This window comes from Pseudooceanicola nanhaiensis (genome assembly GCF_020171315.1).
GTDB classification, from domain to species: Bacteria; Pseudomonadota; Alphaproteobacteria; order Rhodobacterales; family Rhodobacteraceae; genus Pseudooceanicola; species Pseudooceanicola nanhaiensis_A.
Genome location: NZ_JAIUZP010000004.1, coordinates 318,234 through 341,233, shown reverse-complemented (window position 1 = coordinate 341,233; position 23,000 = coordinate 318,234). Strand labels below are relative to the sequence as shown.

Annotated in this window: 17 protein-coding genes and 2 tRNA genes; 9 read left to right on the top strand and 10 right to left on the bottom strand. The window is 67.0% G+C overall.

Features of this window, described 5'->3' with window-relative positions:
- Positions 1-99 precede the first annotated feature (99 nt).
- The 5 genes from LCM32_RS06490 (at position 100) to LCM32_RS06470 (ending at position 6,220) form a co-directional block, all read left to right on the top strand.
- Entirely contained in the window at positions 100-618 is a 519-nt protein-coding gene (locus tag LCM32_RS06490; protein WP_224820239.1) for a cold-shock protein, read from the top strand.
- Positions 615-1,124, top strand: a complete 510-nt coding sequence (locus tag LCM32_RS06485; protein ID WP_263618108.1) for a DUF192 domain-containing protein — start codon at positions 615-617, stop codon at positions 1,122-1,124. The genes LCM32_RS06490 and LCM32_RS06485 overlap by 4 nt, the downstream gene beginning before the upstream one ends.
- 139 nt (positions 1,125-1,263) lie before the next feature.
- Entirely contained in the window at positions 1,264-1,863 is a 600-nt protein-coding gene (locus LCM32_RS06480; RefSeq protein WP_224820237.1) for an adenylate kinase, read from the top strand.
- A 27-nt stretch (positions 1,864-1,890) separates the two neighbouring features.
- A tRNA-Pro gene (locus tag LCM32_RS06475) sits at positions 1,891-1,967 on the top strand.
- Between the two features lie 578 nt (positions 1,968-2,545).
- Positions 2,546-6,220: a vitamin B12-dependent ribonucleotide reductase gene (locus LCM32_RS06470; RefSeq protein WP_224820236.1), complete on the top strand. Its 3,675-nt coding sequence runs from the start codon at positions 2,546-2,548 to the stop codon at positions 6,218-6,220.
- Positions 6,221-6,570: 350 nt separating this feature from the next.
- On the opposite strand, the gene ilvD is transcribed toward LCM32_RS06470, so the two are convergent.
- Positions 6,571-8,433 carry a dihydroxy-acid dehydratase gene (gene ilvD / locus LCM32_RS06465; RefSeq protein ID WP_224820235.1) on the bottom strand — a complete coding sequence of 621 codons (1,863 nt, stop codon included), beginning with the start codon at positions 8,431-8,433 and terminating at the stop codon, positions 6,571-6,573.
- Between the two features lie 108 nt (positions 8,434-8,541).
- Here ilvD and LCM32_RS06460 point away from each other — a divergent pair, with 108 nt between their 5' ends.
- Entirely contained in the window at positions 8,542-9,453 is a 912-nt protein-coding gene (locus LCM32_RS06460; protein ID WP_224820234.1) for a LysR family transcriptional regulator, read from the top strand.
- 9 nt (positions 9,454-9,462) lie between these two features.
- Here LCM32_RS06460 and LCM32_RS06455 read toward each other — a convergent pair whose 3' ends face one another.
- Positions 9,463-10,458, bottom strand: coding sequence for a phosphotransferase enzyme family protein (locus LCM32_RS06455; protein WP_224820233.1), 996 nt, complete (start codon positions 10,456-10,458; stop codon positions 9,463-9,465).
- A 286-nt stretch (positions 10,459-10,744) separates the two neighbouring features.
- On the opposite strand from LCM32_RS06455, the gene LCM32_RS06450 reads away from it, so the two are divergent.
- Positions 10,745-11,743 carry a Hint domain-containing protein gene (locus LCM32_RS06450; protein ID WP_224820232.1) on the top strand — a complete coding sequence of 333 codons (999 nt, stop codon included), beginning with the start codon at positions 10,745-10,747 and terminating at the stop codon, positions 11,741-11,743.
- A 112-nt stretch (positions 11,744-11,855) separates the two neighbouring features.
- Here the strand turns inward: LCM32_RS06450 and LCM32_RS06445 are convergent, their stop codons facing one another.
- Together LCM32_RS06445 and LCM32_RS06440 are read right to left on the bottom strand one after the other, a co-directional pair.
- Positions 11,856-12,335, bottom strand: a complete 480-nt coding sequence (locus LCM32_RS06445; RefSeq protein ID WP_224820231.1) for a disulfide bond formation protein B — start codon at positions 12,333-12,335, stop codon at positions 11,856-11,858.
- Positions 12,332-12,910: a YqaA family protein gene (locus tag LCM32_RS06440; RefSeq protein ID WP_224820230.1), complete on the bottom strand. Its 579-nt coding sequence runs from the start codon at positions 12,908-12,910 to the stop codon at positions 12,332-12,334. The genes LCM32_RS06445 and LCM32_RS06440 overlap by 4 nt, the downstream gene beginning before the upstream one ends.
- Before the next feature lie 412 nt (positions 12,911-13,322).
- Here LCM32_RS06440 and mprF point away from each other — a divergent pair, with 412 nt between their 5' ends.
- Complete coding sequence (gene mprF / locus LCM32_RS06435) at positions 13,323-15,914, top strand: bifunctional lysylphosphatidylglycerol flippase/synthetase MprF (protein WP_224820229.1); 2,592 nt, start codon at positions 13,323-13,325, stop codon at positions 15,912-15,914.
- Positions 15,915-16,062: 148 nt separating this feature from the next.
- Here mprF and LCM32_RS06430 read toward each other — a convergent pair whose 3' ends face one another.
- The 3 genes from LCM32_RS06430 to LCM32_RS06420 form a co-directional block, all read right to left on the bottom strand.
- Complete coding sequence (locus LCM32_RS06430) at positions 16,063-17,136, bottom strand: HlyD family secretion protein (RefSeq protein WP_224820228.1); 1,074 nt, start codon at positions 17,134-17,136, stop codon at positions 16,063-16,065.
- Positions 17,133-18,698, bottom strand: a complete 1,566-nt coding sequence (locus LCM32_RS06425) for an MFS transporter (RefSeq protein ID WP_224820227.1) — start codon at positions 18,696-18,698, stop codon at positions 17,133-17,135. The genes LCM32_RS06430 and LCM32_RS06425 overlap by 4 nt, the downstream gene beginning before the upstream one ends.
- A gap of 257 nt (positions 18,699-18,955) precedes the next feature.
- Positions 18,956-19,387: a MarR family winged helix-turn-helix transcriptional regulator gene (locus LCM32_RS06420; RefSeq protein ID WP_224820226.1), complete on the bottom strand. Its 432-nt coding sequence runs from the start codon at positions 19,385-19,387 to the stop codon at positions 18,956-18,958.
- 204 nt (positions 19,388-19,591) lie between these two features.
- On the opposite strand from LCM32_RS06420, the gene LCM32_RS06415 reads away from it, so the two are divergent.
- Positions 19,592-19,675: transfer RNA gene (locus LCM32_RS06415), tRNA-Leu, on the top strand.
- Positions 19,676-20,009: 334 nt separating this feature from the next.
- On the opposite strand, the gene LCM32_RS06410 is transcribed toward LCM32_RS06415, so the two are convergent.
- From LCM32_RS06410 to LCM32_RS06400, 3 genes are read right to left on the bottom strand one after another with little or no spacing between them, the layout of a single operon-like run.
- The gene (locus LCM32_RS06410) at positions 20,010-21,311 is read right to left on the bottom strand and encodes a TRAP transporter large permease (RefSeq protein ID WP_224820225.1); all 1,302 of its coding nucleotides are present in this window, start codon (positions 21,309-21,311) and stop codon (positions 20,010-20,012) included.
- Between the two features lie 13 nt (positions 21,312-21,324).
- Positions 21,325-21,963, bottom strand: a complete 639-nt coding sequence (locus tag LCM32_RS06405) for a TRAP transporter small permease (RefSeq protein ID WP_224820473.1) — start codon at positions 21,961-21,963, stop codon at positions 21,325-21,327.
- A gap of 2 nt (positions 21,964-21,965) precedes the next feature.
- Complete coding sequence (locus LCM32_RS06400) at positions 21,966-22,946, bottom strand: TRAP transporter substrate-binding protein (RefSeq protein WP_263618107.1); 981 nt, start codon at positions 22,944-22,946, stop codon at positions 21,966-21,968.
- Positions 22,947-23,000 lie beyond the last annotated feature (54 nt).

The window sequence follows — 23,000 nt, the reverse complement described above, 5'->3', positions numbered from 1 at the left end:
CACTGATTTAGAGGTAATTTCCCCCGGCTTACGGTGGGAGATGTGAGCCAAGAAAAGAAGGTAAGAGGATTGACGGAACGCGGAAGTGATATCCGTAGGATGACGGGGGTTGTTAAGTGGTTTGATCCGGCGCGTGGCTTCGGATTTGTTGTGTCTGACGAGGGTGGCCCTGACATCCTGCTACATGCGAACGTATTGAGGAACTTCGGTCAAAGCACGATTGCCGATGCGGCGCGGGTCACCATCATGGCCCAGCAGACCGCGCGGGGCGTGCAGGCGACGGAGCTTCTCGATATCGAGATCCCGCAGAGCCAGGCGGCGGTGCTGGAGGACTTTCAGAGTCTCGCACCCGAAGACCTGGCCGCGGCACCGCTGGAACCTGCACGGGTGAAGTGGTTCGACAAGGTGAAAGGCTTCGGGTTTGCAAATGTCTTCGGACGGCCTGAAGATGTCTTCATCCATGTCGAAGTGCTGCGCGCGTCGGGTCTGGCAGACCTGCAACCGGGCGAGGCGCTCGCGATGCGGATCATGGAAGGACGCCGTGGCCGCATGGCGACTCAGATATTCGCCTGGGAAGCGGCCACCAAGGAAGGCACGACAGTGGTAACGAGCGTATGATCCGTCGGATCGCCCTGAGTTTGGGGCTTTGTCTTGCAGGGGCGGGGCTGTCGGCCGCGACAGCCGCGCCCGTGACCGCCCAGCAGGAGCCGCAGGCGCAGTGCCGCCAGGATGCGGTGCAGCTGCGCGGCGACTGGGGCACCGCGCGGTTCTCGGTCGAACTGGCGCAGTCGCCGGGGGAACGGGCCAAGGGCCTGATGAACCGGCCCTCCATGCGCATGAGCCACGGGATGCTCTTCGTCTACCCGATGCCCCAGCCGGACGTGGCCTTCTGGATGCGCAACACGCTGATCCCGCTGGATATCATCTACATGGATGCCACCGGCACGGTGCAGCGCATCGCGGCCGAGGCCAAGCCGCACGACGACACGCCGCTGCCCGGCGGCGCCGGGATCCAGTTCGTGCTGGAGATCAACGGCGGTCTGGCCGCCGCCATGGGGATCGTCCCGGGCAGCCAGCTGCGCCACCCGGCGATCCCGCAGGACAAGGCGGCCTGGCCCTGCTGACAGGGCCGGGGCGGCCCGTTCCCAACGGTCCATCCTGACAGACACCGATCCCCGGCCCAGAGGGGCGGGCGTTTGCTGCAATGCAGCTGCGCTATACTGCGCACTTGCAGCATGAGCGGCGCGGTTCTATCAAATTGTCATGTCTATCGAGCCCCGCATATACCTGACCGGCGCGGCCTGCTCCGGCGTGACGACACTCGGCCAGCACCTGGCGCGGGCCTGGACCGTGCCGCATCTCGATGTGGACGACTACTTCTGGCTCCCCACCGATCCCCCCTATACCCACCACCGCCCGGTTCTGGATCGCATCCGCATGATCGAGGCCGATCGCGGCGCGGCGGGCTGGGTGATGAGCGGCTCCTTCGACGGCTGGGGCGATCCCCTGATCGAGGAGGCCGACCTGATCGTGTTCCTCTGCACGGCCACCTCGGTCCGGCTGTCGCGCCTCGAGGCGCGCGAGCGGAGCCGCTTTGGCGACCGCATCGCGCCGGGCGGGGATATGCACGCGATCCACAGCGGCTTCCGGGACTGGGCGGCTCGATACGACGATCCCGGGTTCCACGGCCGCAGCCGACACCAGCACGAACTCTGGCTGATGCAGCAGGATTGCCCCGTCCTGCGCCTGAACGGCGGCCGCCCGCTGCCGCGGCTGGTTGCCCTCGTATCGCAGGCGCTCCGCCTGCGGGCGCCGGAAACCTTCGGGCAGGGCGCAGGGCAAATGTCGCTTTTCAAATCCTGACCGGCAGGATAGAGACCTCCCACGGTCCGGGGCGTAGCGCAGTCTGGTAGCGCACCTGTTTTGGGTACAGGGGGTCGTGAGTTCGAATCTCGCCGCCCCGACCACTTCTTCCTTCCACAAGATATGCACCAACGCCGCCGCCCCTGCGGGCGCGGATGAGTCGTCCACAGCCTGTGGGTAACCAGCCCTGCGGGCCGATCTGGTGCGGGCCCGCGGTTTATCCCCAGATATGGTGCCCGCAAAACGCCGCGATTTCGGGCAATTCAGCGCGGGGCAGCAGGCGCACAGGGCCGGGGCAGGGCGCGCGTCCACCCCTTGTCTTGCTACCGCATCGCGCCGGATTTTCCCGAAAAACATGGTTTCTCAAAGGCTTTCCCAGACCTCCCCGGAGGCGCAGAATCGCCTTTTGCAGGGCGTGGCTGGTCAAGAGCAAAGAATCTCAAAATTCGGTTGACCCTCTAGGTGTTATCACATCAAATTGTAGAGACCGGTCAGAAGAGCACCAGATTTAGTGTCGACCGGATGCGTTGGGACAGTCATCTCAGTTCAGTGTTTCCAGTACGAGGAAATGGCCCCGGGGCGTGCGCCGCGGCGGCATTCGTCCCCCCGTGTCCAAAGACCGGACAACCGGCCGTCAGAAAGCGGTTGAGGCAGACAACGGGATTCTAGGGGCACTTTTGCAATGCAGATCGAACGTAAGTTTACCAAGGCCGGGCAGGACGCTTACGCGGAGCTGGAGTTCATCACGACCGCTTCCGAAATCCGCAATCCGGACGGGACCATCGTCTTCCGTCTCGACGACGTCGAAATTCCCGCGGGCTGGAGCCAGGTCGCAAGCGACGTCATCGCCCAAAAATATTTCCGCAAGGCGGGCGTGCCCGCAGAGGTGAAGAAGGTCCGCGAGAAGGGCGTGCCCGAGTTCCTCTGGCGCTCTGTCCCTGCGAAGGCCGACACCGCGATCGGCGGCGAAACCTCGGCCAAACAGGTCTTTGACCGCCTCGCCGGCGCATGGACCTACTGGGGCTGGAAGGGCGGCTATTTCTCCACCGAGGAGGACGCCCGCGCCTATTACGACGAGATGCGCTTCATGCTGGCGACGCAGCGCGCGGCGCCCAACAGCCCGCAGTGGTTCAACACCGGCCTGCACTGGGCCTATGGCATCGACGGCCCCAGCCAGGGCCACTACTACGTCGATCACGTGTCGGGGAAACTGACCAAGTCGGCCTCGGCCTACGAACATCCCCAGCCCCACGCCTGTTTCATCCAGTCCGTTGCGGATGATCTCGTGGGCGATGGCGGCATCATGGATCTCTGGGTGCGCGAGGCGCGCCTGTTCAAATACGGCTCGGGAACGGGCACAAACTTCTCATCGCTCCGTGCGGAAGGTGAGAGACTGTCGGGTGGTGGCAAATCCTCCGGTCTGATGGGCTTCCTGAAGATCGGGGATCGTGCGGCGGGCGCAATCAAGTCGGGGGGGACAACCCGACGCGCCGCCAAGATGGTGATCGTCGATGCCGATCACCCGGATATTCAGGAATACATCAACTGGAAGGTGAAGGAGGAGCAGAAGGTTGCCTCCATCGTCGCCGGTTCCAAGATGCACGAGAAGCAGCTGAACCACATCTTCGCGGCGATCCGCGAGTGGGACGGCAGCGCCGAGGCCGCCTATGACCCGGCCGAGAACGCAGGGCTGAAGAAGGCGATCCGCGCGGCCAAGAGCTGCTCGATCCCCGAGACCTACATCAAGCGCGTGCTGGATTACGCCAAGCAGGGCTATGACAGCATCGAGTTCCCGACCTACGACACCGACTGGGACAGCGAGGCCTATGCCTCGGTCTCGGGGCAGAACTCCAACAACTCCGTCCGCGTCACCGATGCCTTCCTGAAGGCCGTCGAAGACGATGCCGACTGGGCGCTGATCAACCGCACCGACGGCAAGATCGCCAAGACCATCAAGGCGCGCGACCTCTGGGAAGACATCGGCCACGCGGCATGGGCCTGTGCCGATCCGGGCATCCAGTACCACGACACCGTCAACGCCTGGCACACCTGCCCGGAAGACGGGGAAATCCGCGGCTCCAACCCGTGCTCCGAGTACATGTTCCTCGACGACACGGCCTGCAACCTTGCCTCCATGAACCTGCTGACCTTCCTCAAGGACGGCGTGTTCCAGGTCGAGGACTACGAGCATGCCACCCGTCTGTGGACCGTGACGCTGGAAATCTCGGTGCTGATGGCGCAGTTCCCCTCCAAGGAAATCGCCCAGCTGTCCTATGACTTCCGCACCCTCGGGCTTGGCTATGCCAACATCGGCGGCCTGCTGATGAATATGGGCTTCGGCTATGACAGCGACGAGGGCCGGGCGCTCTGCGGCGCGCTGACCGCGATCATGACCGGCGTGGCCTATGCCACCTCGGCCGAGATGGCGGGCGAGCTGGGCACCTTCCCGGGCTACGAGCGCAACGCCTTCCACATGCTGCGGGTGATCCGCAACCACCGCACCGCCGCCCATGGCAAGTCCGAGGGCTACGAGAAGCTGGCGATCAAGCCGGTGGCGCTGGATCACGCCAACTGCCCAGATGCCCGCCTGATCGACCGCGCCACGGCGGCCTGGGACAACGCCCTGACGCTGGGCGAGAAGCATGGCTATCGCAATGCGCAGGTTTCGGTCATCGCGCCCACCGGCACGATCGGCCTCGTCATGGACTGCGACACCACCGGGATCGAGCCTGACTTCGCCCTGGTGAAGTTCAAGAAACTCGCCGGTGGCGGCTACTTCAAGATCATCAACCGCTCGGTCCCTGCCGCGCTGGAGAAGCTGGGCTATGGCTCGGCCCAGATCGAGGAGATCATCGGCTACGCGGTGGGGCACGGCACCCTGGGCAATGCGCCCCGGATCAACCACACCTCGCTCATCGGCCACGGCTTCGGCCCGGCAGAGCTGGAGAAGATCGAGGCCGCCCTCGGCACCGCCTTCGACATCCGCTTCGTCTTCAACCAGTGGACGCTGGGGGCGGAGTTCTGCACCGGCCCGCTGGGCATCCCGGCAGAGAAGCTGACCGATCCGACCTTCGACCTGCTGCGTCACCTCGGCTTCTCCAAGAAGGACATCGAGGCTGCGAACGACCACGTCTGCGGGACCATGACGCTGGAAGGCGCGCCCCACCTGCGCGAAGAGCATTACGCGATCTTCGATTGCGCCAATGCCTGCGGCAAGCGGGGCAAGCGCTTCCTCTCGGTCGACAGCCACATCACCATGATGGCGGCGGCACAGAGCTTCATCTCGGGCGCGATCTCCAAGACGATCAACATGCCCAACAACGCCACCATCGAGGACTGCCAGAAGGCTTACGAGCTGTCGTGGTCGCTGGGGATCAAGGCCAACGCGCTCTACCGCGACGGCTCGAAACTGTCCCAGCCGCTGGCCGCAGCCCTGGTGGAGGATGACGACGAGGCCGCCGAGATCCTCGAGACCGGCACCCCGCAGGAAAAGGCCGCCGTCCTCGCCGAGAAGATCGTCGAGAAGGTGGTCATCAAGGAAGTGGCCCGCGGCCGCGAGAAGATGCCCGACCGCCGCAAGGGCTATACCCAGAAGGCGATGGTGGGCGGTCACAAGGTCTACCTGCGCACCGGCGAATATTCCGACGGCTCCCTTGGCGAGATCTTCATCGACATGCACAAGGAAGGCGCGGGCTTCCGGGCGATGATGAACAACTTCGCCATCGCGGTCTCGGTCGGCCTGCAATACGGCGTGCCGCTGGAGGAATTCGTCGACGCCTTCACCTTCACCAAGTTCGAACCGGCGGGGATGGTGCAGGGCAACGACAGCATCAAGAACGCCACGTCGATCCTCGACTACATCTTCCGCGAACTGGCGGTCTCCTACCTCGACCGCACGGACCTCGCCCATGTGAAGCCGCAGGGCACCACCTTCGACGACCTGGGACAGGGCCATGCGAAAGAGGGTGTCTCCAACGTCAGCGAACTGCGCGAGGAAACCGCCAATGCCTCGCTGGAGATGCTGAAGCAGGTCAGCTCCACCGGCTATCTGCGCAAGCGTCTGCCGCAGGAACTGGTGGTGCTTCAGGGCGGCTATGCCGGGGCCACCGCCTTCTCGGGCGATGCGACGGCGGCGCTGCAGACCCTGGTACCCGAAACCCGTGCGGCCAGCACGGCGGCCACCGCCAGCGGCAGCACGGCGCTGGCCTCCGGCGCGGTCTCAATGGACGCGCGGGCCAAGGCCAAGATGCAGGGCTACGAGGGCGAGGCCTGCGGCGATTGCGGAAATTACACGCTGGTGCGCAACGGCACCTGCATGAAGTGCAACACCTGCGGCGCCACCTCGGGCTGCAGCTGAAGGCGCGCGCCCCCGGGACCCAAGACCCCGGGGGCGCGCAGAGATCAGGGGAGCGGTGCGCCGCGCCCCGCGCCGGCCAGGCTTACAGGCGAGCAACCGGGCGGTATTCAACTCTCTGGTCGGCAGGACTGACCCCCACCCGGACGGGTGGGGGTTTTTTCATGGCCGTAAAACACCCGCCCCGTCGTCTCTCCCGTCGCCCCCTTTTTTCGTTTCAAAAATATCCTCGGGGGGAGGGGCCGCAGGCCCCGTGGGGGGCAGACAGCCCCCTGCGCCACCTATGAAAAATCCCGCCCCGGAGACCGGGGCGGGATCGAATCTGTCACGGCCTCTTGGCCAATCTTCGCGGCTCAGCCGCGCGGCTTGGCGCCGGTCAGCTGGGTCACGTCGCGCACCGCGCCCTTGGCGGCGGAGGTGGTCAGCGCCGCGTAGGCCTGCAGCGCGGTCGACACCTTGCGCGTGCGTTTCTCGGCCGGCAGCCAGCCCTTGGCCTCCTGCGCGGCACGGCGTGCGGCCAGCGTGGCGTCGTCCACGGCGAGGTGGATGGTGCGGTTCGGGATGTCGATCTCGATCTTGTCGCCCTTTTCGACCAGCCCGATGGTGCCGCCCTCGGCCGCTTCCGGCGAGACATGCCCGATGGAGAGGCCCGAGGTCCCGCCCGAGAACCGCCCGTCGGTCAGCAGGGCACAGGCTTTGCCGAGGCCCTTCGACTTCAGGTAGCTCGTCGGATAGAGCATCTCCTGCATCCCCGGACCGCCGCGCGGGCCTTCGTAGCGGATCACCACCACGTCACCCTCTTTCACCTTGCCGGTGAGGATGTCGTTCACGGCGGTGTCCTGGCTTTCGCAGACATGGGCCGTGCCGGTGAACTTCAGGATCGAGGCATCCACGCCCGCGGTCTTCACGATGCAGCCGTCCTCGGCGATGTTGCCGAAGAGCACCGCAAGGCCGCCATCCTGGCTGAAGGCGTGCTCCCTGGAGCGGATCACGCCCTTCTCACGGTCGGTGTCGAGCTCCTTGAAGCGGTTCTCGGTCGAGAAGGCCTGCGTGGTGCGCACGCCGCCGGGGGCCGCGCGGAAGAGCTGCTCGGCCTCGGGGTTGTTGGCGACCTTGATGTCCCAATGGGCAATCGCCTCACCCATGGTGGTCGAATGGACCGTGGCGCAGTCGTTGTGCAGCAGCCCCGCGCGGGAGAGTTCGCCGAGGATCGAGAAGATGCCACCGGCGCGGTGGACGTCTTCCATGTGGACGTTCTCGATGTTGGGCGCGACCTTGCACAGGCAGGGCACCTTGCGCGACAGCTTGTCGATGTCGTCCATGGTGAAGTCCACGCCGCCCTCGTTGGCGATCGCCAGCAGGTGCAGCACGGTGTTGGTCGACCCGCCCATGGCGATGTCCAGCGACATGGCGTTCTGGAAGGCCTCGAAGGTCGCGATTTCGCGCGGCAGCAGCCCGTGCTCTTCCAGCTCGTAGTGGCGCCGCGTGATCTCGACGATCTTGCGGCCTGCCTCAAGGAAGAGGTGCTTGCGGTCGGCGTGGGTGGCCAGCGTCGAGCCGTTGCCCGGCAGGGCAAGGCCAAGCGCTTCGGCGAGGCAGTTCATCGAGTTGGCGGTGAACATGCCCGAGCAGGACCCGCAGGTCGGGCAGGCGTTTTCCTCGATGTGCTGCAGCTGCTCGTCCGTGTAGGCGTCCGAGGCGGCGGCGACCATGGCGTCGACAAGGTCGATCTTCTTCACGTCGAGCGAGGCGAGGTCGATCTTGCCCGCTTCCATCGGCCCGCCCGAGACGAAGATCGCGGGGATGTTGAGGCGCATGGCGGCCATCAGCATGCCGGGGGTGATCTTGTCGCAGTTGGAAATGCAGACCATGGCGTCGGCGCAGTGGGCGTTGACCATGTACTCGACGCTGTCGGCGATCACTTCGCGCGAGGGCAGGGAGTAGAGCATCCCGTCGTGGCCCATGGCGATGCCGTCATCCACCGCGATGGTGTTGAATTCCTTGGCGACGCCGCCGGCCTTCTCGACCTCGGCCGCGACCAGCTGGCCGAGGTCCTTGAGGTGGACGTGGCCCGGCACGAACTGGGTGAAGGAGTTCACGATGGCGATGATCGGCTTGCCGAAGTCGCCGTCCTTCATGCCGGTGGCGCGCCACAGGCCACGGGCGCCGGCCATGTTGCGGCCGTGGGTACTGGTTCTCGAACGATAGCGGGGCATCGAACCCTCCCTCTGAATCTGGTCGCGCGGACCCTACAGCCCTCGAAAGCGAGAGTGAAATATATTATTCTGCTCTGATTGGGTCGCTGTGGATATGAAAGGCGGATCATGGACCTGCGCCAGCTGCGCCATTTCCTCGCCGTGGCGGAGGAGCTGCACTTCGGCCGCGCCGCCGAGAAACTGGGCATGACCCAGCCGCCGCTCTCGCAGTCGATCCGCGCGCTGGAGACCGATCTGGGTGCGCCGCTCTTTGCCCGCACCCGGCGCTCTGTGGCGCTGACGCCTTTCGGTGCGGATTTCCTGCCCCATGTGCGCCGCGCGGTCGGTGGGGTCGATGCGCTGTCCGAAACGGCCGAGCAGCTGCGCGGGGGCGCGGCGGGGCGGTTGGAGCTCTCCTTCGTCTCGACCGCCGATTACTCCGTCCTGCCCGCACTGGTGCAGGGCTTCCGCGCGCGGTTTCCCGGGGTGGACCTGTCGCTGACCGAGATGACCAGCGACATGCAGATCGCGGCACTGGCGCAGGGGCGGGGGCAGGCGGGCATCCTGATCCCCCATGGCGACGATCCGCTGCCCGAGGTGCTGGCCTATCGCCGCCTGCTGGTGGAGCCGCTGGTGGCCGCCGTGCCAGAAAGCTGGTGCGCCTCGGGCCGGCTGCCGCCGGGCAGGGGCCCGCTGCCGCCGGAGGCGGTGGTGGACAAGCCGCTGATCGTCTTCCCGCGCCGGGCCGCGCCGCTTTTCCATGACCTCGTGACCGGGTTCTACACCGCGCAGGGCGTGCGCCCGCAGGTGGCGCAGCACGCGATCCAAATGCAGACGATCATCAGCCTCGTTTCTGCCGGGATGGGCATCGCGCTGGTGCCGCAGTCGCTGCGCAACCTCGCCCGCGCCGGGGTGGCCTATCGCGATCTGGCGGGGGAGGCGCCGCTTCTGGAAACCGGCATCGCCTGGCGGCGGGAGGATGCGGCGCCCACGCTGCGGAACTTCCTCGCGCTCGTGGCGGAGGGCGGGGCGGCGGTCTGATCCCGGGGCTCAGCCCCGGGCGAGGAAGGCGCGGGCCAACTGCAGGGTGCCCTCGGTATAGGCGGACAGCCCGGTCGCCTGCGCGGTCTCTGTCTCGCCATGGGAGGCGATCCAGGCGGTCAGCAGCAGGCGGCGGTAGAGGACCAGCACCGGCAGCATCTCGGCCGCCTCGGGGGGCAGGGGGGCGATGCTTTCGTAGCCCCGCAGCCAGGCTGCCTGCAGCGCGGGCACCAGCGGATGCGTCTCGTGGAAGGAGATCGCGGCCGCGAAATCGTAGAGGAACCACGAGAAGCCGCAGTCGTCGAAGTCGATGACGCCGATCCGGTCGCCCTCGACCAGCAGGTTGGCGAGGCGCAGGTCGGCATGGATCAGGCCAAAGCGATCCGGCGTCGTGCCATAGGCGGCGAGCCGCTCCCTCAGCGTGGTGCAAAGGTCTTCCAGCACGGCGCGGCCTTCGGCGGTGAGGCCCGGGGCCGCCCGCCAGTCGCCCCAGAGCGGACGCGGGCCAAAGGCGGCCTCGAAATCCCAGGTCTTGCGGGTGAGCCCTGCGGGCAGCGTCCAGCCCCGGACGTGGCGGTGCAACCGGGCGGAGAGCGCGCCCAGCTTCTCGAATCCCGGCACTAGGGCCGCGTCCGGATCAGGTTCGCGCCCCGAGAGGAAGCGGAAGCCGACCACCTGCCGCGTCTCTCCGGGCAGCGCCAGCTCGGCGATATGGCCGCCGTCGCGCAGCGGCAGGGGCGCGGGGGTGACGAGGATCTCCGCCGTGCGCAGGGCCTCGATCCAGGCCAGTTCGGCGGCGATCTCCTCCCGCCGGTGATAGTCCGGGCGATGGACGCGCAGCACGACCGGCGCCGTCCCGCCGGGCGGGCGGGCGAGGAAAGTCGCATTCTCGGAAAGGCTTAGCAGCGATACCTCGCTCTCCTCCGCGAGGCCCCATGCGGGCAGCAGCGCGGGCAGCCCCGCCGCAAGCGCCGCCACGTGATCGTCGTCGTAAAGTCCTGTCATGCGGTCCTCCCCCATGCCCCCTGCTAGAGCCGGCGGCGGCGGGGATCAAGCTGCGGGGGGAAGACGGCACCGGGGCCGCTCTCCGCCTGCCTTGCAACCATGCAAAGGCGGATAAGTGATAATGTTAGTCTTGAATGGATCATTTCGCCACAATCCTGCCCCAATTCGTTAACACACTTGCTCTCAAGGGCACGTCAAAAGTGTCCAGCGTGGTTGTCCGGCTCTTGTTGTTGTTTCCGGTCGGACGTGTTCGCCGCGTATGGTTATCGAGTGAGCAGGTTAAGCAATGCCCAGTGCAAACATCACTGTGGTCCCCTATGTCGGGACCCGTCTCCCCACGCATCTTCTGTCGCCTGACGCGACACTTGTCCTCAAGGACTTCGGCACCCCCATGGTGGGTGAAGTGGTCACCGTCGAGGACCGGTGGAGCAGCGCCGACGACGGGCTCTCGACCTTCTGCGGGCGGCCGGTGACCTATATCGGGACCGGCACGGCACGGGCCGGGATGGTGCAGGGGACGCGCATCACCGGCACCGGCGCCGAGGTCACGGTCGTCCTCTTCGCCGTCGGGGACCACATCTTTTTCTATTATCCGGATGGTGAACCAGCCAGCGAGGGGCAGATCGCGACGATCCTCAACGCTGAAGCGGTTCCCTACGACGGGATCACGCCTGTCTGCTTCACACTTGGCACGCTGATCTCGACGCCGGAGGGCGAGGTTCCGGTCGAAGACCTCGCCCCCGGCGACAGGGTTCTGGCCACGGATGGGACGGCCCATCCCCTGCGCTGCGTCTTTCGCCGCCACTTCGGGCTGACCAACCAGATGCCCCATGTCCGCCGCCGGTTGCTGCCGGTGCTTCTGCCGAAGGATGCGCTTGGCCGGGGCCTGCCGTATCGCGACCTGCGCCTGTCGCAGCAGCATCTCGTCTGCCTCGAACATGCGGCCGCGCAGCTCTACTTCTCCGAGCGCGAGGTCCTCGTGCCGGCGCGGGCGCTGGTGGGGGATCACATCCGGCTGGATCACGACATGGCCGCGGTGAGCTATTTCCAACTGCTCTGCGACAGCCATGTGGTCGTGCGGGCCAACGGGCTGCCGGCGGCCACGCTGCGCATCGGCGCCGCGGACCGGTCCCAGATGACTCCGGCGCAGCAGGCTGAACTGAACGAGGTTTTTCCAGGACTTGCGAAGACGGTGGCATGGATGCCCGCCGCGCTTCCCGTGTTGAGCACCGCCGAAGGCCGTGTGCTCCGTGCCGCTATGGTCTCCCGTCGAAGGCTCCACTGAGAGAGCCGCGCCGGAGATGGTTCGGGAGGGATCGTTTTTCGCCGGATGATCCCGGGCACGCGCCGGGCGGGAACTCCCCCCGCCCGGCGGCACGCATTTTATGAAGAGTGGCTCACCTCGCGGGCGTCATCAGCGCCGCGCGGATCCACAGCACCGCCAGCACCAGCGAGAAGAGCGCGTTCCAGCTGGCCATGGACAGCCCGAAGAGCGACCAGGCGACCTCGTCACAGCGGATGAGCGGGGCGTTCATGATCTGGTCGAAGAGATCGCCGGTGCTCTTGTCCGCGATGCTGCCGGAGGTGCAGCTGGTCGGGCCTTCCCACCAGCCGCGTTCGACGCCGGTGTGGAACACCCCGATGCCGGAGGTGGCCAATGCGGCAATCGCCCCAAACCACGCCAGAAGCTGGCCGAGCAGGCGTTCCCCCACCACGAGCGCGGCAAGGCCGATCACGATGGCAATGGCATGGGGATAGCGCTGCCAGTAGCACATCTTGCACGGCGGAATGCCCGCGATGTACTGGAAGCCGAGCGCGCCAAGCAGAAGCGCGGCAGAGCCGCCGGCGGCGAGAAGGACGGTCGTGCGATAATTCATAGGTACTTCACCAGCAGGAACCCTCCGACGAGGAGCACGAAAAACGCCGTGAAGACAAGACCGAGGCGCTTCTCGATGAAGTCACGAATAGGCGAGCCGAACCTCCACAGCAGCGCGGCGATCAGGAAGAAGCGGATGCCGCGCGCGATGATCGAGGTGACGATGAAGGTCGCCATCGGCATGCCGGTCCAGCCCGACATGATCGTGATCACCTTGTAGGGGAACGGCGTGATGCCCGCACCCAACACGGCCCAGAAGCCCATGTCGTTGAACTTCTCGTTGAAGGCGGCCATCTGGTCGCCCTTGCCGAGGGATTCGAGGATCGGCTGGCCGATGCTGTCGAAGGCAAAGGCCCCGATGGCATAGCCCAACAGACCGCCCAGCACCGAGGCCACCATGGCCACGAGGGCGATCAGCCACGCGCGCGAGGGCCGGGCAAGGATCATCGGGATCATCAGCAGGTCCGGCGGAATCGGGAAGACAGAGCTTTCGATGAAGGCCACGAGGGCAAGCGCCCAGAGGGCGCGCGGGTGATCCGAAAGGCGGATCGTCCAGTCGTAGAGAGGGCGCATCATCGGCGTCGGGGTCCTTCCTGCTGGCCTGCTGGCATGCGGGCGCGCCGGGCACCCGGCGGCGTTGGTTCATGGAACACGCCCGGCCCCGGGGGTCAATGCCGGGTGGGCGCAGGGGGGCTGTGCGGGCCCCGGTTTGGGCCCCGGTTTGGGCCGTGTGGCTTGGCATCTGCGGCCCCGCCGGGCGTCGGGCGGCCGCGCGGGGCCGGGGCCGGTGCCGGGGGTGGTTGGGCGCGGATCGGTGCTGCGATCCGGGGTAGGCGGGCAGGCTGCCGCGGCGACCTTGGGGGGCAAAGACGCCTTTGACTGGAAACCGCGGGCGCGGCTGGCTATCACGGGGGCGACCGAAGCGGTGCCGGGGGATGGTGCCGCAGCCGGCCTGACATCCCAAGGGCCAACGCGAAGGGGAGTTCGCATGTTCCGAAACGGCCCGATGACACGGCTGAAGCTGCGCCGCGCGGTGCCGCTCGCCATCGGACTGGCGCTTTTCGCTCTCGGCCTCTGGGCGCTCTACCACATGCTGGGAGAGGTGCGCCCCGGTGCCGTGCTGGCCGAGTTGCGTACGGTGCACCCGGCCCGCCTGGCAGGGGCCACGGCGGCGATGATCGTGGGCTACGTGGCGCTGATCGGCTACGACTGGTGCGCCCTGCGGCTGATCGACCGGCCCTTGCCGCCGCGGGCGGTGGCGCTCGGCTCCTTCCTTGGCTTTGCCATGGGCAATACCGTGGGCGTCAGCGTCGTCTCGGGGGGCGCGGTGCGCTACCGGATCTACGCGGCCCTCGGCCTCGATGCCTTCGAGGTCGCCTCGGTCTCCTCCTATATCGCCGCGGCCACCGGTGTGGGCCTGCTGCTCGCCGGGCTCGGCGCGCTCGCGATCCATCCCGGCGCCCTGACCGAGGTCGCGCTGCCCGAAACCACGATCCGGGTCGTCTCGGCGGCGATCCTCGTGACCACGCTGGTGCTGCTCTACGTCTTCTCGGCCCGCGGCGCGGTGGTGAAGGCCGGGCGGCTCAGCTTCCGCCTGCCGCGCCCCGGGGCGCTCTCCGGGCAGATCGTGATCTCGCTCATCGACATCGGGGCGGCGGCGCTCTGCCTCTGGCTGCTGCTGCCCGAGGGGCGGCCCGATTTCGTCACCTTCACCGCGATCTTTGCAGGTGCCATGGTGCTGGGGCTGATCAGCCACGTGCCCGGCGGCGTCGGCGTCTTCGAGACCGCCGTGCTGGCGGCCCTGCCGGGCGAGGCGCCGCTGGAACAGGCCGCCGCGGCGCTGGTGATGTTCCGGGTGATCTACTACCTGCTGCCCTTCGCCGTGGCCTTCCTCGTCGTCTCGCTGAACGAACTGCGCATGGCGGGCGGCTGGCTGTCGAAGGTGCTGGGCGAGATCCCGGCGACCCTGCGCCCCGGCTATGCCGCGCTTTCGGGCGTGGTGCCCGCGATGATGGCGGTGACGGCCTTCGGCATGGGCGTGCTCCTCGTCCTCGTGTCGCTGGTGCCCTCGCTGCAGGCCGATGCGCTGCAGGAGAACGAGATCCTCGCGGCCCTGCTGCTGGAGGGCGGCACGATGATGTCGGCGGTCAGCGGCGTGGCGCTGCTGATCCTGTCGCACGGGCTGCTGCGGCGGCTGGCGGCGGCCTACTGGCTGACGCTGGCGGCGATCGCCTTTGCCATCCTCGCGGCGCTGATGAACAACCTCGACCTCAAGAGCATGGCCGTCTTCGGCGCGGGCGGGCTGGCGATGCTGCCGTTCCGCCGGGTGTTCTACCGGCAGGCCAAGCTGACCGAGGGCGTCTTCTCGGCCCGCTGGTGGGCGCTCGTCTCGGCGGCGGTGCTGGCGGCGGTGGCCTTCTTCCTCTTCGCGCACCGGGCTACGCCCTTCTCCGCCGCGCTCTGGACCGAATTCGCGCCCGGCGCCAACACGCCGCGCTCGCTGCGGGCGGGGCTGGTGGCCTCCTCGGTGATGCTGTTTTTCCTGCTCGGGCTGGCGCTGCAACCCACGCGCCCGCGCCGCAAGGCCGAAACCGCGGCCGAGGCGCTGGACCATGCCGCCCGCATCCTCGAAACCGAGGAACGCCCGCAGGCCTGCCTTGCGCTGACCGGGGACAAGACGCTGATGTTCTCGGAAGGGGGCGATGCCTTCCTGATGTACAGCCGTCAACGCTCGGCCATGGTCGTGCTGGGCGATCCGGTGGGCCCGGAACACGCGGTGGAACAGCTGGCTTGGCGGCTCTGGGACGAGGCGCAGAAGGCCAACTGCCGCCCGGTCTTCTACGAGGTCAGCCACCGCACCCTGCCGGTCTGGATCGAGATGGGCCTCTCGCTGCACAAGGTGGGCGAGGAGGCGGTGGTGCACCTGCCTGCCTTCTCGCTGGCGGGCTCCAAGTTCAAGACCATGCGCGCCGCTTACAACAAGAAGAAGCGCGAGGGGCTGGAGCTGGAAATCCTGCAGGCCCCCCATGCGCCGGAGCTGCTGGACGAGATCGAGGTCGTCTCGCGCGCGTGGCTCGGCACCAAGGGGCGCGAGAAGGGCTTCTCCATCGGGCGTTTCGACCGCGGCTACCTGAACCGCTTCCCGCTGGCGGTGATCCGCCGCGAGGGGCGGGTGCTGGCCTTTGCCAACGTGCTGGCCCCGGGGGCGCAGCACCGCATCGCCATCGACCTGATGCGCTACCTGCCGGACGAGGCCTCGGGGATGATGGAGTTTCTCTTCGTCTCGCTGATGGAGCATTACCGCGATGCGGGTGCGCTGGAGTTCAGCCTTGGCGTGGCGCCGCTGGCGGGGCTCAGCGAGCGGCGCACGCCGCAGATGTGGAACCAGTTCGGACGGCTCATGTTCGAGCACGGCGGGGCGTTCTACAACTTTGAGGGGCTGCGCGGCTTCAAGCAGAAGTTCCAGCCGGAGTGGCGGCCGCGCTATATCGCGCTTGCGCCGGGCACCTCGCCGATGGTGGCCATGGCCGATATCGCCCTGCTGATCGCAGGCGGGGCGCGGGGTATTCTGAAACGCTGACGGGAAGCCGGGGCGCTGTGTCGCTCAAGTGCGGTGGGGCGGCCTCGGGTGACGGCTGTCCAATGCCGTGGCGGAGAGGCGCGCGGGCCCGGTCCGATCCCCGGGCGCGCGCTGTGTCAGGCCGTGGGCCGTGAGGGCCGGAGCAGGCTCAGCCGAAGATCGCGCCGGACTGTGCCTGCTGCACCGGGGTGCTGTCGGTATCCACTTCCACCTCGACCGAGAGGCCGGGGGCGAGGGCATCCGCCATGTCCTGATCCGGGTCGATGGAGATCCGCACCGGCAGGCGCTGCGCGATCTTGGTGAAGTTGCCGGTGGCGTTGGAGCTGGAGAGCAGGCTGAACTCCGATGCCGTGGCGGGCGAGAAGTTCTGCACATGGCCCCTGAACACCCGCCCGTCGAGCGCATCGACGCTGATCTTCACCTCCTGCCCGATCTGCACGCCGCGCAGGCCGGTCTCCTTGAAGTTGGCGATCACCCAGACATCGGTGCCCACGTGGGAGACCAGCGTGGTGCCCGCGCTGACATATTGCCCGACATGGGCCGAGACCTGCCCCAGACGCCCGTCGGCGGGCGCGCGCACCACGGTACGGTCCATGTCGATCTGGGCCAGTTCCACCGTGGCCTCGGCCCGGGTGATGGCGGTCTTCTTGGTGCTGATCGCCACCTCGGCACTGGCAATGGCCTGCTTGCGCACCTCGACGGTGGCCTCGGCCTCGGCCAGCGAGGCCTCTGCCTGATTGTAGGAGAGTTCCGCCTGATCGGCGGTGGATTGCGAGGAGATGCCCCGGTCACTCAGCGCGCGCACCCGGTCCCATTCCGACTTCGCCGTGGCGAGGGCGGATTGCGCCCCCTTGAGCGAGGCCTCGGAGGAGCGGCTGGCGGCCTTGGCGGAATTCAGGTCCTGCTTGGCCACTTCCAGCGCCGCCTTGGCGGAGGCAAGGTCCGCCTCGGCCTGGGCGAGGGCTTGGGTATAGGTGCGGTCGTCGATCCGGGCGATCACGTCCCCGGCGTGGACGGTCTGGAAATCGCTCACGTCGACCTCGGCGATATAGCCCGAGAGCTGCGGCGCAAGCGCGGTGACCTTGCCGCGGATATAGGCGTTCTCGGTTGTCGGCTGTGCAGGCGAGAAGGGCGGCAGGTGCCAGGCAAAGAGCACGAGCGCGAGGCCCGCCACGCCGATGGCAAGGGTTAGGAGGGTCGGGAGGAGATGGAACTTTTTCATGCGGGTACTTCGGTCTGAGGCTGGGACCGCGCCGCCATCCAGTCCCGCAGGACATGGAGGAGGAGCGCCGAGGCGGCGGCGGTCGCAATGAGGAAAATGGTGAAATAGGCGTCGTTGTAGGCCATCACATAGGCCTGCGAGGAGACGCTGGAGGAGAGCTGGTAGGCTGCCTGCGCCGCACGGGCGGCGGCGTCGGGCTGCTGGCTGAGCAGGGCGGCCACGTTGCGGGCGATCTCGGCCTGCGCCAGCGGATCGCTGGAGAGGATCTGGTCCTTCAGCTGCTGGAGGTGGGCGGCCTGCCGGTGGTTGATGATCGTGGTGAAGAGACCAGCCCCCGCGACCGAGCCGAGGCTCTGGGTCGAAAGGAAGACGATCACGAAGGACAGGATGTAGCTGGGCCCCTTGGCGAGCGCGGACATGAAGCCCGACATCATCGCCGGCGGCAGGCAGAGCATCCCGGCAAAGGCGATCAGCGCCTGGCTGATGTACATCTGTTCGGGCCGGGTCAGCATGGACGACTGGCTGTCCATCCACGCCCCCGCCGCGATCATCACGAGGCCCACGAACTGGAAGGCGGGCACCCGCTTGGGCGTCAGGTAGGCGACCGAGGCCAGCACGCTCACGAAGGTCGCCAGCACGATCACCGCGAAGAGCGGGGTCATCTGTTCGGGGGCCAGCCCCATGGTCTGGAACATCCGCGGCGCGCCGGAGGTCTGCTCCGACAGGACGAGGCGGAAGATCATCAGCGTGCCGGTCAGGTGCAGGATCGGCGGGCTGGCGATCCAGCGCAGGTCGAGCAGCGGGGTCTCGCGGTGCAGCTCGATCAGGGCCGCCGTGATCAGGCACACGACGCAGCCCGCCAGCAGCCAGCCGATCCAGACGGCATCGTCCCACCAGTGGATCGGGCCCATGACGAAGGCCACGGTCATGCCGCCGAAGCCCGTGGCGATCAGCCCGAAACTGACGAGGTCGAGCGGCTGGATCACCTTGGCATGGGGCACCGGGCGCAGCGGCAGCAGGTAGACCATGGCAAGCGAGAGCATCGCCAGCCCCAGCGTCACGAGGTGCACGTTCCAGATGAACCCGTCGCCGATCAGCGAGGGCGAGATCAGCCGCGCGATCGTCGTGCCCGAGAAGAGCAGCGCCAGCACCATGGGCAGGCCCAGCTTCAGTTTCCACTGCGGCGCCAGCGGTTCCAGCATGTAGAGGAAGGCCAGCGTCGCCAGCGGGGCGGCGGCCACGCCCGAGAGGAACTGCATGATGACGGCCGAGCGCAGATCGGTGATCCAGAGCGCGCCGAAGGCCACGATGACGTAGGCCGCGATCCCGATCTCGGCAAAGCGGCGCAGGCCGAACTGGGTGCGGATCTTGATCAGCATCAGCGGCAGCGAGGCGCGCGGGATCATGTAGGCCGCCAGCAGCCATGTGCCCTGCGTGGTGGTCACGCCGAGGTCGCCCGAGAACTGCGGGATGTTCACGGTGACGAACCCCTGTCCCAGCCCCTGGCTGATCGCCAGCAGGACGGAGGCGAACATGTAGGGCAGGGCCTGCAGCGGCGACATTGCCGGGGCGGGGGCCGGTTGAGAGGGCGCCGGTTGAGCGGGGGCGTCGGACTGCGGGGCAGCGTCCGGCTCCGCGCCGGCGCCCTGCGTGGCGGGGGCCTCCGCCCGGTCTTGCTCGGCCTGCGCGGCCTCGCCCCGGTCAGGGGATGTGTCGTCTGTGTCCGCTGCGGTGCGCGATGTGGGTGTCGCGGCTTCGCCTGCGGGGGTGGTCTGGTTTGACACCCGCTCCTCTCCGGGAGCTTCTGTCGGTCTGTCGGTCATTCGATTTTGTAGTCCGCGATATTCTCGGTGATCTGCTCCAGCACCCTGCGGGCCGTCGCCAGCTCGTCGGGGGAGATGCCTTCAAGAGCCTGCGCCCGGATCCGGGTGCTGAACTGGCTGATTTCCTGCTGCTTGGCCCGGTCCGTCAGGTAGAGCGCGCGCTTGCGTGCATCGCCGTCCAGCCCGCGCCTCTCAAGGAAGCCGTCCCGTTCGAGGGCGTCAATCTGGCGCTTGGCCGAGGGGGCTTCGATCCCCAGTTCCACGGCCAGTTCCGCCTGCGTCGCGCCTTCGATCTGGGTCAGCGTCCGGATCAGCCGGGCCCGCGACAGGGTCAGGCCGATCTCGCGCGCGTTCGTGTCGAACTGGCGCCGGAAGGCGCGGACGACGCTTTGCAGCGCGTCGAAGAACTGTGTCCCGTCGGCAGGCATCTGAGGCTCCGGTAAGTTGGTTAGCTAGGCAAGTTGTTAGGCAGTTAATTGCGCGCGCGGACTAGGTCAAGTCCACTGACCTGTGCGGGAGAGCAGGGGCGGTTGTGCAGGCGTTGATTGCGTCAGAAGGCTGCTTTTTGAGCGATGTCCGCCATGCGATCCCTCTGGACGTGCCTTGCGCACTAGGCTAGCAACGCCAGCAGGGCCCAAGTGGCGGAATGGTAGACGCAGGGGATTCAAAATCCCCCGCCGCGAGGCGTACCGGTTCGAGTCCGGTCTTGGGTACCAGCCCTGTTAAGAGCGCTTTCGGATCAATTCCAGAGCGCTCATTCCTTCAAGATAAATGGATTTTCCGGGTGCAGCTGGCCGCGTAAGTGGCCTTGCATGGAGGAGTTCGCCCTGCGCCATGTTCCTTAGGAGGACCAGGACACCGCTCTTCGGACACGCATCGCATGCCTTTTGCCCGTTCGCGTGGTTTGAACGTGACTTGGCGGGGCCGCCGCGTGACTGGCGTTTTGGGGAAGCGGAGTTGGGAAGCGCCCTCTGCGGGCCGCAGTGCGCGCCGCAGAGGCGAGCGGGGGGCCACTGGCGCGGAGCTTTCCCCGCGCCAGTGATATGATCGTCAGAGCAGCAGGTTCGGCAGAACGTGCACGATGCCCGGGAAGACTGCCAACATCATCACAAAGCCCACCATGATCAGCAGGTAGGGCAGCACCATGCGCGCGATCCGGCCGAGGGGTTCCTGCGTGATGTTCTGGATCACGAAGAGGTTGAAGCCCACCGGCGGCGTGATCTGCGCCAGCTCCACCGCGATCACCACGTAGATGCCGAACCACAGCTTGTCGAAGCCCGCGGCCTCCACCAGCGGCAGCACCATGGGCAGCGTCAGCACGATCAGCGAGAAGCCGTCGAGGAAGCAGCCCAGCAGCAGGTAGACCAGCGTCAGGATGAAGATCAGCATCAGCTGGGACATCTCGTAGCTGCTGACCGCCTCGGTGATGTAGCGCGGAATGCCCAGGAAGGCCGCCGCGTTGCCAAGGATCGAGGCGCCCAGCAGGATCATCGCCATCATGCCCGTGGTCTTGACCGTGCCGATCGCCACGAGCCGCAGGGTGGTGCGCGTCAGCTCGCCCTGCACGGCAGTCACGATGACCGCGCCCACGACGCCGACGGCCGCCGCCTCGGACGGGGTGGCGAGGCCGGAATACATCGAGCCGAGCACGCAGAGGATCAGGAACAGGGTCGGCCCCAGCTCCTTCAGCGCGGCGAGGCGCTGGCCCATCGTCATGTTCGCCTCGTCATCCGATTTCTCGGGCAGGAGGGACTTGTCGAGGGTGGTCTCGATCATGATCCAGGCCATAAACGAGCCCGCCAGCAGCAGGCCCGGCAGCAGGCCGGCCGTGAACAGCGACAGCACGGATTCCTCGGCCAGCACGCCGTAGATGATCATGATCGAGGAGGGCGGGATCAGGAAGCCCAGCGTGCCCGCACCGGCCAGCGATCCGATGGCGATACGGCGGGAATAGCCGCGCTTTTCCAGCTCGCTCAGCGAGATCCGCCCGACCACCTGCGTGGTGGCCGCGGAGGAGCCCGAGATGGCCGCAAACAGGGTACAGCCGGCGATGTTCACGTGCAGCAGGCGACCGGGCAGCAGCGCGGCCAGCGGCGACAGGCCGTTAAACAGCGACTGCGACAGGCGCGTGCGGAACAGGAATTCGCCCATCAGGATGAACAGTGGCAGTGCCAGCAGTTCCGGCGTGGTCAGGATCGTGATCGAATACTGCGCGATCAGCTTGTCCATGGGGATGTTGCGAAAGACCCAGAGCAGCACGATCGAGGTGACCACCAGCGTGATCCCGACCCAGGCCCCGAGAGAGAGCAGGCCGAAGAGGACCGCGATCATGGTTCCGACAACAGCAGTCATATGCGTGTCCTTTTCAGTGGTGTGCGACGGGCACGCCGTCACTGTCTTCGGGCGCGGGGTCTTCCATGAACATGCGGTCGTCACCCGGACGGCCGGTCAGCAGGCGCAGCAGGCGGGCGCAGAACTGCACCGCGACCATGAAGGCGCCGAAGGTGAGCATGGCATTGGGGATCCACAGCGGCGTCAGGGTGCCGGCGGATTTCTGGCCGCGCGAAATGGCGGTCATCGTGGCCCCGAGAAGCGCATCGAAGAGGAAGATGGCAAAGGCGACGGCCACCAGCGTGGCAAGGATCTCGCAGGCCAGCAGGGCGGGGCCCTTGAGGCGCCCGACGAGGATCGACACCCGCACGTGGCCTGCGGCGGGCACGGCGGCTGCGGCCGAGAGCAGGAAGCAGGCGCCCATCATGTAGGCCGACCATTCCCAGTTGGCGCTCAGGTCCACGCTGACATTCGGGAAGTAGCGCACGACCTGTCCCATCACGGTGCCATAGAGGATCAGCACGATCGGACCGAGGATGAAGAGGATGGCCAGTACGGCGCTGACCATCGCCAGCCCATCCGTCACCTGAAGGAGCCGGGCGACCAGCCCGGTCTCCTTCTTGGCGGAGGCGGCGCCGGATGCCCCGGCGCCGGTTTCCGAAGTTTCGGACATGCTCAAGACCGACCGGTCTCGGCCAGGAACTCCTTGATCAGGGGTTCGGACTCCGGCACGCGGGTTTCGAATTCCTTGATGAACTCGGCCGCACGCGAGCGCATCTCGGTCATCATCTCGGCCGGAACGTCCACGACCTGCATGCCGTTCTCTTCCAGAGTCGCGGTGCTCTTGGCGTCATCGGCGGCGGCGACTTCCCAGTATTCGGCCTGCTTTTCGGCGGCCAGCTTCAAGATCGCTTCCTGATCGGCCGCGTCGATGCCGTTCCACGCGTCGAGCGAGATGGCGATGGCCTCGACCGACAGGGTGTGCGCGGTGCGGTAGGAGATCTTCATGAACTCCCAGAAGCGCCCGTCGACGGCCGAGGAGGCCGAGGTCAGAACGCCTTCGAGACGGCCCGAGGCGAGGGCGGGGACGACTTCACCCCAGGGCATCACGACGCCCGAAGCCCCCAGCGAGTTGGCGAGGTCGGCCGCGCCCTTCTCGGCGGCGCGGATCCGCTGGCCTTTCAGGGCGTCGAGCGACTCGATCGGGTCCTTCAGGTGCATGTACTGGGTCGGCCACGGCACGAAGTAGAGGAACTTGACGCCATTGCGTTCCGCGATCTCGTCGTACTTCGGCATGGCGATCTTCTGCATGGTCGCCAGGTCATCGAAGGACGACAGCAGGAAGGGCACGGTGTTGATGCCCATCAGGGGCTCTTCGCCGATCTGCTGGAAGGTGGGGACGTCGGCCATCGGCACGAGGCCGTCACGCAGCGCGGCCAGCAGTTCCGGACCCTTGAAACCCATCGAACCACCCGAGTGGATGGTGATGTTCACGCGGCCTTCGGTGGCGGCGCTGACGGCCTCGGCGAAGTCGGTGACGGTGGTGGTGTGGAAGTTGCCATCGGGCCAGGGCGTGGACAGGTCCAGCGTGGTGGCGGCGCTGGCGGCGGTGCCGGTCAGGGCCAGGGCGGTCAGGGTCATGGCAGTCGAAGCCATGAAGGAACGGCGGGTAAGAGACATGATGTGGTCCTCTGTTGAGACTTTTATGTT

Excerpts from the sequence above, each read along its gene's own strand:
- LCM32_RS06490 (WP_224820239.1), top strand. The coding sequence starts at position 100 with ATGACGGGGGTTGTTAAGTGGTTTGATCCGGCGCGTGGCTTCGGATTT.
- LCM32_RS06485 (WP_263618108.1), top strand. The coding sequence starts at position 615 with ATGATCCGTCGGATCGCCCTGAGTTTGGGGCTTTGTCTTGCAGGGGCG.
- LCM32_RS06480 (WP_224820237.1), top strand. The coding sequence starts at position 1,264 with ATGTCTATCGAGCCCCGCATATACCTGACCGGCGCGGCCTGCTCCGGC.
- LCM32_RS06470 (WP_224820236.1), top strand. The coding sequence starts at position 2,546 with ATGCAGATCGAACGTAAGTTTACCAAGGCCGGGCAGGACGCTTACGCG.
- ilvD (WP_224820235.1), bottom strand. The coding sequence starts at position 8,433 with ATGCCCCGCTATCGTTCGAGAACCAGTACCCACGGCCGCAACATGGCC.
- LCM32_RS06460 (WP_224820234.1), top strand. The coding sequence starts at position 8,542 with ATGGACCTGCGCCAGCTGCGCCATTTCCTCGCCGTGGCGGAGGAGCTG.
- LCM32_RS06455 (WP_224820233.1), bottom strand. The coding sequence starts at position 10,458 with ATGACAGGACTTTACGACGACGATCACGTGGCGGCGCTTGCGGCGGGG.
- LCM32_RS06450 (WP_224820232.1), top strand. The coding sequence starts at position 10,745 with ATGCCCAGTGCAAACATCACTGTGGTCCCCTATGTCGGGACCCGTCTC.
- LCM32_RS06445 (WP_224820231.1), bottom strand. The coding sequence starts at position 12,335 with ATGAATTATCGCACGACCGTCCTTCTCGCCGCCGGCGGCTCTGCCGCG.
- LCM32_RS06440 (WP_224820230.1), bottom strand. The coding sequence starts at position 12,910 with ATGATGCGCCCTCTCTACGACTGGACGATCCGCCTTTCGGATCACCCG.
- mprF (WP_224820229.1), top strand. The coding sequence starts at position 13,323 with ATGTTCCGAAACGGCCCGATGACACGGCTGAAGCTGCGCCGCGCGGTG.
- LCM32_RS06430 (WP_224820228.1), bottom strand. The coding sequence starts at position 17,136 with ATGAAAAAGTTCCATCTCCTCCCGACCCTCCTAACCCTTGCCATCGGC.
- LCM32_RS06425 (WP_224820227.1), bottom strand. The coding sequence starts at position 18,698 with ATGTCGCCGCTGCAGGCCCTGCCCTACATGTTCGCCTCCGTCCTGCTG.
- LCM32_RS06420 (WP_224820226.1), bottom strand. The coding sequence starts at position 19,387 with ATGCCTGCCGACGGGACACAGTTCTTCGACGCGCTGCAAAGCGTCGTC.
- LCM32_RS06410 (WP_224820225.1), bottom strand. The coding sequence starts at position 21,311 with ATGACTGCTGTTGTCGGAACCATGATCGCGGTCCTCTTCGGCCTGCTC.
- LCM32_RS06405 (WP_224820473.1), bottom strand. The coding sequence starts at position 21,963 with ATGTCCGAAACTTCGGAAACCGGCGCCGGGGCATCCGGCGCCGCCTCC.
- LCM32_RS06400 (WP_263618107.1), bottom strand. The coding sequence starts at position 22,946 with ATGGCTTCGACTGCCATGACCCTGACCGCCCTGGCCCTGACCGGCACC.